Below are 12,577 nucleotides of genomic sequence, written 5' to 3'. Positions count from 1 at the left end.
GTTTTATAAATAGGTTTTTAATTGGACTGACGAATATAATAAAGGTTTAATTTTATAAGACTAAAATCTTAAATCATTATGTATCTTTGCATGCTGATTTAAAAGACTATGCGTACAAAAACTCTTAAGAAGAACAGAATAAATGTTGTAACCCTTGGTTGTAGTAAAAATGTTTACGACAGTGAGGTATTGATGGGCCAATTGAAGGCTAGTGGTAAGGACGTTGTTCACGAACAAGAAGGAAATGTAGTTGTTATTAATACTTGTGGTTTTATAAATAATGCCAAAGAAGAGAGTGTAAATACCATATTGCATTACATGCAAAAAAAGGAAGATGGCGATGTAGATAAGGTTTTTGTTACAGGTTGTTTAAGTGAGCGATATAAACCAGATTTACAAAAGGAAATCCCAAACGTAGACCAGTATTTTGGTACTACGGAATTACCGGGTTTATTAAAGGCTTTGGGCGCAGATTATAAGCACGAATTAATTGGCGAACGTCTAACGACAACACCAAAAAACTACGCCTATTTAAAGATTGCTGAAGGTTGTGACAGACCATGTAGTTTTTGTGCAATTCCATTAATGCGTGGTAAGCATAAATCAACACCTATTGAAGATTTAGTGACTGAAGCTGAAAAACTAGCTGCAAACGGCGTCAAGGAATTAATACTTATTGCTCAAGATTTAACCTATTACGGTTTAGATTTATATAAAAAGCGAAACCTTGCTGAACTTCTTGAAAACTTAGTAAAAGTAGATGGTATTGATTGGGTCCGCTTGCACTACGCATTTCCAACTGGTTTTCCGATGGACGTTTTAGACATCATGAAACGTGAACCAAAGATTTGTAATTATTTAGATATCCCGTTACAACACATTTCTGATTCTATATTAAAGAGTATGCGTCGCGGAACCACTAAAGAGAAAACAACGAAACTTCTCAAGGAATTTAGAGCTAAAGTTCCTGAAATGACTATCAGAACGACATTGATTGTTGGTTATCCAGGTGAAACGCAAGAAGATTTTGAAACACTCAGAGATTGGGTAAAGGAGATGCGTTTTGAGCGTTTAGGATGTTTTACTTATTCTCATGAAGAAAACACACATGCTTACAACCTTGAAGATGATGTTCCTGAAGACGTTAAAATCGACAGAGCAAACCAGATTATGGAAATCCAATCTCAGATTTCGTGGGAATTGAATCAGCAGAAAATAGGTCAAGAATTTAAGGTAGTTATCGATAGAAAAGAAGGCGAATACTTTATTGGGCGTACCGAGTTTGACTCTCCAGATGTAGACAACGAAGTCCGCATTGATGCTACTAAAACTTATTTAAAAACTGGTGAGTTTGCAACAATTAAAGTTATTGAAGCAGAGGATTTTGATTTGTACGGCGAAGTGATTTCTTAATTAATAGCAGATTTTTGTCTACCCTTAATAATTGCGCTTAACAATTTATAGATTATAATAATTGCCATTACTTTTTTATTGGTTAAATAACTTTTGCAGCGGCTTGCATCTGGAAACCTATTGACTTAACCAGTGCAAGACACCACAAAATTTAAGGGTCATTATTTTAATGACTTCGTAAACTTGTTTTGAAATACTGTCAATAAAAAATAAAGTAAGAGGACAAGTGGTGGACAAGCTTTAAAGCAAGTTGAACAAAAGGTGGATATTATATTTTTTGTTTCATAAGTTAATTTTAAAAACTACCTTCGTTCGCAACAAAAATAAAAAGGGTGAAAAATTATGTGTTTTTTTTACTGATATTACTATCAGTAAATTTATGTTCGAGTCAACAACTCTATTTCGAAATTGGTTCGACTCTGTCTTCATTTGACTATGAAAACTCGCAAGGCCAGCCATTAGATAATTTATTATCTACATCAAACGTCTATTATGGCATGGGTTACAGGCAAAGTATCAATCCTGCTAAGACATTGTTTTTGTCATTGGGAGCAAGTTATAATAGTTACGGTGCTATTGGTAGTGCAAATACTATTGATAATTTCTTTGAGTGGGATGTTTCTTATTTAGGACTCAAGGCAGGTTTAGGTATTCAATTATTCCAACTTAATGACCTTACATTTTTGGCAAATCTTAATGTATCACCAGAGTTTTTAGTTAGAGGGAATCAAACAATAAATAATAGAGTTTTTAATCTAGTTGGAGAAGAAGAATTCAATAACACCATTTTGTTTTTTAGAGGTGGTTTAGAGATGCAATATCCATTATCACGATATGCAGCAATTACGGCAGTTTATAGTTATGGAAAAACAGCTTTGATAAATTCAGGAGATACATCAGAATCATTAAACTTAAATGCGCACCAATTTGGTATAGGTTTTATAATTAATCTACCTAATTGTAATTGTGATTTCGGGTATTGAGAATTTTAGTAGATAAAAGGTGGACAAATTATTAATCTCTAAAGACGATAAAGATTAAGTAATACATTGGATAAAATTACAGCAGAGTAAAAAACCAAAATAATATGAAAACATTTTTACAAATAATCTCATTTTTTTGCTTTATGAATAGTGTTTCTGGGCAAACTATATCTGAGTATAGAATTATAAGTTCTAACTTAGGTACTGCTGGTTCATCGACGACAGTAGCTACAGCAAACGGAACATATTTAGTAAGCCAAAGTGTCGGGCAGGCTAGCGTTATTGGTACACACTCAAGTAGTAACGGTTACATTGTTAGACAAGGTTACCAGCAGCCTTTAGAAAATTTAAACTCAACTGTAAATACAACTGTAAACTTAAATGCTAAAGTTCATCCTAACCCATTTACCCGAGACATAAATATTTCGTTTTCAAGCATTATTAAGAATAATGTGAATATCCAACTTTTTGATGTTTTAGGTAAACTAATATACTCAGATAAACATACTGCTTCACAGACCATTAATTTACAATTGGGACACATACAAAAGGGAACCTATTTTCTAAAAGTTACATCGAAAAATAAAAGCTTTAATACAAAGCTTATTAAAATCTAAATATTTAAATTTTAAAATCACTAATTATGAAAAGAATAATTACTCTAGCATTTATTCTATGCTTAACCTCTCAAGTTTTTTCACAGACAGACGGTTTAACCTATCAAGCTGTGATTATAAATCCAAGTGCTACGGATTTGCCTGGTGTAGATTCTTCAGGTAATTTTTTACCAAGTACATCTATCGCTATTAGGTTTTCAATAATCAATGGCGATAATGATCAAAACCCTGCAGAGTTCCAAGAAATTGTATTTACGGATACTGATGAGTTTGGTCGAGTTAATGTTGTAATAGGTAAGGATAATGATGCATTTAGAACTATAAATTGGGATGGAGAAACAAAACTCTTAAAGGTTGAAATAGATTTTGAAGCAGGGAGTGATTTTTCACTTATTAGTGTTGAAGAGTTGACGTTTCTTCCTTATGCATCACATAGAGATATTACGGCATCTGGCACATTAACTGTTGATGGCAATACCTTTTTAAATGGCGAGCTCCAAGTCGAAAACCCAACAAATTTAAATAGTTCATTGGATGTTAATAATGGAAATGCAACCAACCTAACAGGTACATTGAATGTAGATGGAGAAACCAGTATTAATAATTCTTTGAGCGTTACAGGAAACAACCCTACAGATTTATCTGGAGATTTACAAGTTGGTGGTAATAGTAACCTAGATGGAACATTAGATGTTCTAGGAGCTACAAGTTTAGGTAGCACTTTAGTTGTTGCAGATGTCACTAACTTAGGAAGTACTTTAGATGTCGTTGGGGCTACTAGTTTACAGAGTACTTTAGACGTACTTGGTGATACGACATTAGAAAATTTAACAGTAAATGGCGAAGCTGGTTTTGGAGATTTAACTGCAACAGATTTGACAGTAACAGAATCGACCAGTTTAAACGGAAGTGTTGATATTGACTCTAACCAACAAGTAAGGATTGCATCTACATTAGCAGACCAAGATTTTCAAGGATTTACAAATGATGATAAAAACATCAATTCCTATCCATTATTAGTTGAAGGTGCAGACCAAGGGATAGCCATTAAAATTAATGGAACTGATACAACAAATAAAAATAACTTTATTTCATTTTGGGACGATACACCTCCAAGTACTGCCTTAAGAGAACCAGCCTATAATGGTGGAGATATTTCAGATGGAATTGTAGGTCTTTTTAATGAAATAGGAATAGATTTTTTCGAGGTGCCAACTACAGATGATGTTCCGGCAGGGAATACAACATCATACGAAACCGTAGCAAGTTATACTGGTGCACCAATGATGTGGGGACGAATTGAAGGAGAAACAGATGAAAGTGAATTTGTTAACAATGCTGATTATAATATGGATTTGTTAGCACTAAAATATGATCAAGTTGATGCTACTTTAGATTTAGTATGGCAAACAGTTGACGTTGTAGTTGCGGGCATAGAGCTTGTTAGTTCTTCGGCAGATGTTAGACCTTGTGTTGGTTTTGGAGCTTGTGTAGTATCGCCTGGACCATCCCCAATAGCAGGAGATATTGCAATTTTAGCATTAGAAGTACTTAAAGAACTTGCAGCAATAGCAAATGAAGCTTTTGCTTTCAGAAATCTTGATGTTTATAATTACCATAAACAACGTTTCAAAGGTGTATCTTATGCTTCAGGTGCTGGAGATTATGCTGAGTATTTATTAAGAGAAAACCTCAATGAGGCCATGTCTTACGGAGATATTGTGAGTGCCAACGGTGGTAAAATTTCTAAAAATACAGATAATAACCAAAGAAAGATGGTAATCTCATATAAACCAGCAGTTTTAGGAGCTTTGCCCCAACCACATCTTGAGAAAAATTACGAAAAAGTGGCTTTTATGGGTCAAGTACCAGTAAAAGTTTATGGTTTAGTTAATATCGGTGATTATATTGTCCCAAGTGGAAATAATGATGGGTTTGGTAAAGCTATATCACCAAATCAAATTACTTCAAGTGATATAAAAAATATAGTTGGTGTAGCTTGGGAAGCTGTTAAATCAAAACCAGGTTTTAATTATGTTAATGTTGCTGTTGGATTAAACGCTAATGATACAAGTCATTTTATTGAAAAATTAGAAAATCAGATTTCACAGCAACAAAATGAAATAGATGAGCTTAAAAACGTTTTAGAAAAAACATTAAGTAGAATTACTGCTATTGAAAACGGAAATACAGTACCTGCTGATTCGGATATAGCAAATAGTGGCGTCTCGTCAGATGGGAGAAATTATAATATTGAAGATGATATTATTTATTACGAAATAACGGATGCTGATGTAGAAAATGGTTTATTATTAGCTGAAAAGAGTATGCAAGATGAAGGTGTTGATACGAAAAAACATTTTGTTTGGAAAAAACTAAGAGAAGATGCAGCATTCAAATCAAAGCTTAAAGATGCCTTAAAAAAGAAATTAGACAAACAGCTTCATTACCATAAAGAAGTAATGAATCAATCAAAAAATTAAGAATAATCTAAGATTTAATGCAAAATCGTATTATGAAAAAGAGATTCCAATTCTTAATTTTTACAACGTTCTTTTGCTGTTTTGTAGTACAAGCACAAACAGCTATACCAGATACTAATTTTGAGAATTATTTAGAAACACATTCAGCTGATGGGGCTGTAGTAATCATAGGTGACGCAAATAGTATGGGTGATGGTATGGTTGATGGTTTTGTACCTACAGATAGGATATCTGATGTAACAACATTAAATCTTGTAGATTTAGATATATCAGACCTTACTGGAATTGAGGATTTTACGGGCTTAGAAGTCTTAGTTTGTAATAATAATAGGGTAGAACAAGTAGATGTTTCTAATAATGCTAATTTAACCTTACTAAATGTTTCTAATAATAGAATTACTGGAGAATTGATTGTAAGTAACAATACAAACCTAGAAAGTTTATTTTGTTCATCTAACCAAATTAGTATCTTAAATTTATCAACAAATACAGTTTTAAAAAATCTTGATGCTTCAAATAATATATTGACAAGTTTAGATTTAACAAATATAAATACTGTTGCTTGCCCAAATCCACAAACAAATCCGCCAACCTTATGTCAAGGTTCTTCAACAATTAATGTATCTCGTAATAATTTAAATGATTTGGTCGTTGCAAATGGTTTCAACGATTTATTAATATTCTTTGACTCTTCTGGTAACTCAGATTTATTTTGTATTCAAATTGATACTGGTTTTACACCAAACGGATGGGTCATAGACGATTTTACTTATTTCAGTGATGTGGCTTGTGTCGATATTTTTACCTACGTACCAGATGATAATTTTGAGCAAGCACTCATTAATCAGGGTCTTGATGATGTATTAGACAATTTTGTGCTTAGAATGAATATTAGCACACTAACCGATTTAGATGTTTCTAATTCTAGTATTTTAAGTTTAGAAGGTATCGAAGATTTCATTGCCCTTGAAAATTTAGACATCAGTAGCAATAGTATAGAACAACTAGATGTTTCAAATAATACCGCATTACTTCAACTAAATGTTTCAGACAATAATTTAACAGATATAGATGACGATACTAATGTATTTGAAAAACTAGATCTTTCAAATAATACAGCACTACTTCAGTTAAATGTTTCAAATAATAATTTATCAGAATTAGATGTAAGCAATAACGTAGCTTTAAATACTTTAAATTGTTCAGGTAATATTTTTATAAATTTAAATTTACAGAATAACACACTTTTAGAAGTTTTAGATTGTTCTTTTAATCAAATAGAAAATTTAAATCTAACATTAAATACAGTACTTTCAAGTATTTCTTGCAGTAATAATAATTTATTTGCGCTTAGCTTAGCTAACGGTAATAATGTTGCAATAATGGCTTTTGATGCAACAAATAACGCTAACTTGTTTTGTATACAAGTTGATGATGCGGCTTTTTCTGATGCTGCAGCTGGTTGGCTAAAAGATGCTTCTGCATCATACAATTTAGATTGTGGTACTTATATTCCTGATGATAATTTTGAACAATATCTCATAGATCAAGGTATTGATACGGATGGTACACTTAATAACTTTGTACCTACAGTAGATATTTCTAGTCTAACCGATTTAGATGTTTCAAATCTTGCAATTGCAGACCTAACTGGTATCGAAGATTTTGCAATGCTTGGTAATTTAAACTGTTCAGGTAATATGCTATCAGTTTTAAACCTTGAAAACAATACTGCAATTTCAATTTTAGATGCTTCTAATAATCAAATTGAATCGCTTAACCTGACAGCAAATATCAATTTAACGTCATTGCTTTGTAACGACAATTTAATAGAAACTTTAAATATTAAAAACGGAAATAATAATTTACTAACAACATTTAATGCTACTATTAATCCAAGATTATTTTGTATCAATGTTGATGACGCCATTTTGGCGAATATTCCTATGACATGGCAAAAAGATGATATTGCAGATTATAATGGCGACTGTGAAAATAGCCGTTTTACAACAATACCAGATACATTTTTTGAACAGGCTCTGATAGATTTAGATTTAGATACAGTAATAGATGGCGTAGTACTAACTTCAAATATTGAGCAAATTCAAATTTTGAATATCAGTGATTCAAGTATTTTGGATTTAACAGGCATAAAAGATTTTAAATTACTTGAAGAGTTAGACTGTAATGGGAATTTTTTAGAAGACTTAGATGTTAGTGAACTATTGTTTTTAAAGCGTATAAATTGTAATTCTAATGCTATAGATGTATTAAATATTAATGATTCAGTAAATATAACAGATTTGTTTTGCGCAGGAAATAACATAGAAAATTTAGATACAACGCAACTTGATAATCTTTTAACCTTAGATTGTTCAGATAATAATATATCAACACTTGACCTAACTAATAATATACTTTTAACAGGTGCTTTTGTTTCTAATAATAGTTTAACAAATCTTGATATCAGTGCAAATGCTGATTTAAAAAATTTAGACTGCAGTAATAACCAAATAAATAATTTAGTAACATCTGCTAGCCCAAATACAACATTGATAAATTTAAATTGTGCAAATAACGATTTGTCAGCTTTTGATATAACTAATTATCAAGGACTAATTACACTTAATTGTAGTTCTAATACGTTAAACCAACTTGATGTAAGCGGAAATACAAGCTTAGAAGTGTTAAACTTTTTGATTAATCAATTGACAACAATTGATTTGGTTAATAATGTAAATTTAGTAGAGCTATTTGCATCTCAAAATAGTCTTACTCAATTAGATGTAACATCCAATACACTTATAGAAAATATTGACGTTAGCTTTAATGATTTACAACAATTAATTCTAAATACTAATGTTACTCTTAAATACTTGGCTTTATCAAATAATCAACTTACCACGTTAGATTTAAGTAATAACAGCAATCTTATTGAAGCTGATTTTAGCTCAAACCAGTTAGTAAGCTTAGTTTTATCAGCTAATTTAGGAAGTTTAAAAACCTTAAATGCTAGCAGTAATCAAATTGAGGGCAATCTAGATTTAACCACATTTGCCATTTCTGCTTGTACGGCACAACCCGACCAAACAGAATTTTGTCCTAACAGTATTTCTATTAATATTTCTAATAATTTATTTGAAGGTGTAAATCTTCAGAATGGAATAAACCCAGACATTACGTTACTTAATACAACTTCAAATCCCAACTTAGATTGTATTCAAATAGATGATATTAGTTTTATTGGTACAGGTTGGCAAAAAGATAGTTTTACAGAATATAATGAAGACTGTAATTTTGGCGAAACCTTTGTCCCAGACGATAATTTTGAACAAGCACTTATCGATTTAGGTTTAGATGTCGCTCCTTTAAATGATTATGTGTTAACTGCAAATATAGAAGGTTTATTGACTTTAGATGTTAGCGGAAATGCTATTACAGACTTAATAGGTGTTGAAGATTTCGCAGCTCTAGAAACACTCAATGTCTCTACTAATAATTTGTCAACAATCGACCTCAGTAATAATGATAATTTGATAGATTTAAACGTGTCCAATAATCAATTTTTAAGCTTAGATGTGTCAAATAATTTAAACCTTTCAACACTAAATTGTTCAAACAACTCTATTAGTAATCTTGATCTAGATAGTAACATAAATCTTTCTAATTTAAATATTTCAAATAACTTATTTACGAGTTTTCTACCAAGTGAAATACCATCCTTAGAAGTTTTTAATTGTGAAGAAAATACTATAACAGAGCTTGATTTTCAACAAAATCAACTTGTAACTGATATTTATTGCAGTTCTAATCTTTTAGAGGTGCTAACTGTAAAAAATACACAAAATGATATATTACTAAATTTAGATGCCCAGAACAATCCAAATTTAGATTGTATTGAAACCGATACAGGGACAGTGCCAGCTGGAGCAACATGGCTCGTAGATACAGATGTGGATTTTGCAGTAGATTGCTTTTATGGTCAGACGTTTGTACCCGATGATAATTTTGAACAATTTCTAATAAATTCTGGTTTTGATTCTGGTACTTTAGACGATTATGTGCCAACACAAAATATAAACAGTATTACAAATTTAGATATAAGTGAACAAGCAATTTCAGACTTAACAGGTATTGAGGATTTCATAGCTTTGACAGATTTAGATTTTGAAATTAATAGTGTTACTCTGGCAGATTTAAGTAATAATACAGCTTTAATAAATTTGAATGCTTCAATGAATCTACTCCAAGACCTTGATATTTCAAATCTATCAAATTTAGTTGATCTTAATATTTCTGATAATCAATTAACTACTATTAATCTTATTGATAATAATAGCCTTGAACTCTTAGAAGCTTCAAATAATCAGGTAACAACGCTTGACGTTTCTAATAATACCAACCTTACACTTTTAAATTTCCCAAATAATCAATTAGCTACATTAAACCTTACTTCAAATACGGGCCTTGTAAATATCGACGTTTCCAATAATTCACTTACAGCGCTTAATGTTGATACGCTTATTAATTTAGAGGAATTAAACTGTAACGTTAATTTTATAAGTAGTTTAAGTGTAACTCAAAACATAAATCTTACTGTTTTGTTTTGTCAGTCTAACGCTTTTATTGCAGATCAACTTAATTTACAGAATGGAAATAACCAAAACATTCAAACTTTTAACGCTACTGATAATCCAGATTTAGCTTGTGTTCTTGTAGATAATCCACCTGCTGTACTTAATAACTTTGATGGCTTCTATGATAATTGGAATATAGATAATACAGCTGCTTACCAAGTGGTTTGTATAGATGCAGATAATGATGGCGTTCCTAATGTAGATGACCAATGCCCGGGCACCATTTTTGGTACACCAGTAGATTTATTTGGCTGTCCATTTCCTGATTTGTCTAATAATAATTTTGCGATTTCTATTTTAAGTGAAACATGTCAAAATGCTAATGACGGTCACATAAATATTGTTTCGCAGCAGCTATATGCGTATACCGTGACCTTAACTGGGAACGATTTCTTTCAAGAATATAATTTTACAAATGATATTGACATACTTAATCTTTTGGCTGGTACCTACGAAATGTGTATAACTATCGAAGAATGGCCAGATTACGAAGTATGTTATACCATAGTTATTACAGAACCAAATGCTCTAGAAGTTTTTTCAAGTAGGGTAGCTTCAGGAAGTAGAATTGCTCTGGATATGTCTGGTAGTATCAGTTATAATATCGAGTTTAATAACGAAACCTTTACGACATTTAATCCAGCACTTGTACTTGATTTAAAAGAAGGAATAAACACGTTAAGAGTTAGTACAGATTTAGACTGTCAAGGCGTTTTTGAAGAGGTTATATTTAATACAAAAGACTTTGTTGTTTCGCCAAATCCTTTCACAAATATTTTAAAGATTAACAATGTTGTATTAGACGAAAATATAACGGTCAATATCTATTCTATGGTAGGAAAACTGGTTTATAATAAGACTTATTTTGCCGAAGAGCAACAGCTAGACATTAACACCAATAACATTGATGCTGGTTTATATATCATTTCTATACAATCAAAAACTAGAGTTTCTACTTATAAAATTATCAAGCAATGAAAAAAATAATAGCAATAATTTGTTTTATGGTTTTTATACTAGGATGTAAAGACACTACAGATGATAATATAAATACAATGATTCCAAGCGGAGAAATCCCAGATGAGGTCGAAGCAGTACAGTTAATTTTTCCGTTTGAAAATTCTCTGTGTACTGAAGGTACAAACGTAACACCTACTACAAGTACGGTTCTTTTTGAATGGACAACAAATAATAACGCTCAAAGCTATACACTCACAGTCGAAAATTTGTCTACAAGCACTGTTTCAGAATTTCAAACCGAAGATTTTATTTTTCCTGTAACCATAAATCGTGCAGATGCTTTTAGATGGTCTGTTTCTTATGTGTATCAAAATGAAATTTACCTAAGTGAAATTTGGAATTTTTATAACGAAGGTGAAGCAATACAAACCTATGCGCCATTTCAGGCCGAAATAGTTTCTCCAATGATGGCAGAAACTATAGCAACAACCAACTCTGTAAATTTGCAATGGAACGGAAGTGATGTAGATGATGATATAGTTGGTTATGACGTTTACTTCGGAAGTACTAATCCACCAGATTTAAACACTAGTGATACTAGTACAAACAATTTGACGGTATCAGTAATACCAGGAACAATTTATTATTGGAAAGTAGAAACTAAAGATGCAGAAGGAAACACTTCAGAAACTGATGTTTACCAGTTTGAAGTTCAAAATTAATTGACGTAGTTTTTTGCTTTTATCGAAATCCCATTCACAAACTCTTCAATCACTTTCACCTGTTCTGCATATTCTGAGCCTTCAAAATCTAAAATATTCTGATAGGTGATTTGCGAATTGTAAGCGGTTAAATATTTTGAAGCCAAAGGTAAATAAGACCAATGCCAGCGTTCTAGGTTATAACCTGTTCTACCCTTTGTTTTGTCATTATAAACTTGGTAAAAACCATAGCTATTTGCGTTTTTAGTTAACCAGCCATAGATTCTTTTTCCTGTTCCTGAAGCAAAATAAGAATTCGATAAATTATTTAAATCCATATCTGTTCCCCAATGATGTCTAGAAGTCGATGGCATTGAACTATATTCTAAAATCTTTTTAGTACGCTCAATTGGTGTTAGACTATTATAGCGTTTCCATTTTCTGTTCCAAATAGCTTTTTGTTCAGCGAAATTTCTTGAGCCGGATATAATAGTTAGATTGACACCATCTGCTTTTGCAGCTTTTTGCATCTTCAAAAATGCGGCATAGGTTTCTTTTTGAAGATATAGTGTTTTAGAAGAAAATTCAGAGGCGACTTTAGCAAATTCAGGATGTGACTTATAATCAAATCTCCCTAAAAGAAAATCGTTTTCAAGCTTTGGTTGTTCAATGATAGTATCTGTTTTGATTTCACTAGTTTCAACGACAGCAATTTTGGTTTTATGTCTGTCAATACACGAAACTGACAAAAGGATAAGGATTAATAAAGCACTTTTTTTCATA

General features: G+C 31.6%; 7 protein-coding genes. 6 read left to right on the top strand and 1 reads right to left on the bottom strand.

What is annotated here, in order from left to right; translation table 11 throughout:
• Positions 1-108: 108 nt before the first annotated feature.
• The 6 genes from rimO (at position 109) to BTO05_RS04930 (ending at position 11,815) form a co-directional block, all read left to right on the top strand.
• Complete coding sequence (gene rimO / locus BTO05_RS04955) at positions 109-1,413, top strand: 30S ribosomal protein S12 methylthiotransferase RimO (protein ID WP_087491596.1); 1,305 nt, start codon at positions 109-111, stop codon at positions 1,411-1,413.
• 332 nt (positions 1,414-1,745) lie between these two features.
• Positions 1,746-2,396 (top strand): outer membrane beta-barrel protein, encoded by a 651-nt coding sequence (locus BTO05_RS04950; RefSeq protein WP_157662544.1) that lies wholly within the window; start codon positions 1,746-1,748, stop codon positions 2,394-2,396.
• A 104-nt stretch (positions 2,397-2,500) separates the two neighbouring features.
• Positions 2,501-3,013 (top strand): T9SS type A sorting domain-containing protein, encoded by a 513-nt coding sequence (locus BTO05_RS04945; RefSeq protein WP_087491594.1) that lies wholly within the window; start codon positions 2,501-2,503, stop codon positions 3,011-3,013.
• A gap of 26 nt (positions 3,014-3,039) precedes the next feature.
• A complete protein-coding gene (locus tag BTO05_RS04940) occupies positions 3,040-5,496 on the top strand; it encodes a hypothetical protein (protein ID WP_087491593.1) in 2,457 nt (818 codons plus the stop codon).
• A 32-nt stretch (positions 5,497-5,528) separates the two neighbouring features.
• The gene (locus tag BTO05_RS04935) at positions 5,529-11,111 is read left to right on the top strand and encodes a T9SS type A sorting domain-containing protein (RefSeq protein ID WP_157662543.1); all 5,583 of its coding nucleotides are present in this window, start codon (positions 5,529-5,531) and stop codon (positions 11,109-11,111) included.
• On the top strand, positions 11,108-11,815 hold the full coding sequence (locus BTO05_RS04930; RefSeq protein ID WP_157662542.1) for a hypothetical protein: 708 nt from the start codon (positions 11,108-11,110) through the stop codon (positions 11,813-11,815). Before BTO05_RS04935 ends, BTO05_RS04930 begins: the two co-directional genes overlap by 4 nt.
• Here the strand turns inward: BTO05_RS04930 and BTO05_RS04925 are convergent.
• Complete coding sequence (locus BTO05_RS04925; protein ID WP_087491590.1) at positions 11,812-12,576, bottom strand: M15 family metallopeptidase; 765 nt, start codon at positions 12,574-12,576, stop codon at positions 11,812-11,814. The two genes, BTO05_RS04930 and BTO05_RS04925, sit on opposite strands and share 4 nt — an antisense overlap.
• Position 12,577: the final 1 nt, after the last annotated feature.

Source organism: Winogradskyella sp. PC-19, assembly GCF_002163855.1.
GTDB lineage: Bacteria > Bacteroidota > Bacteroidia > Flavobacteriales > Flavobacteriaceae > Winogradskyella.
Note: the sequence above shows the minus strand (reverse complement) of the source record. Positions and strands in the feature narration are given on the sequence as shown.

What these genes read in the sequence shown, in the direction of transcription:
- rimO (WP_087491596.1), top strand. Translation starts at nt 109, where the DNA reads ATGCGTACAAAAACTCTTAAGAAGAACAGAATAAATGTTGTAACCCTT.
- BTO05_RS04945 (WP_087491594.1), top strand. Translation starts at nt 2,501, where the DNA reads ATGAAAACATTTTTACAAATAATCTCATTTTTTTGCTTTATGAATAGT.
- BTO05_RS04940 (WP_087491593.1), top strand. Translation starts at nt 3,040, where the DNA reads ATGAAAAGAATAATTACTCTAGCATTTATTCTATGCTTAACCTCTCAA.
- BTO05_RS04935 (WP_157662543.1), top strand. Translation starts at nt 5,529, where the DNA reads ATGAAAAAGAGATTCCAATTCTTAATTTTTACAACGTTCTTTTGCTGT.
- BTO05_RS04930 (WP_157662542.1), top strand. Translation starts at nt 11,108, where the DNA reads ATGAAAAAAATAATAGCAATAATTTGTTTTATGGTTTTTATACTAGGA.
- BTO05_RS04925 (WP_087491590.1), bottom strand. Translation starts at nt 12,576, where the DNA reads ATGAAAAAAAGTGCTTTATTAATCCTTATCCTTTTGTCAGTTTCGTGT.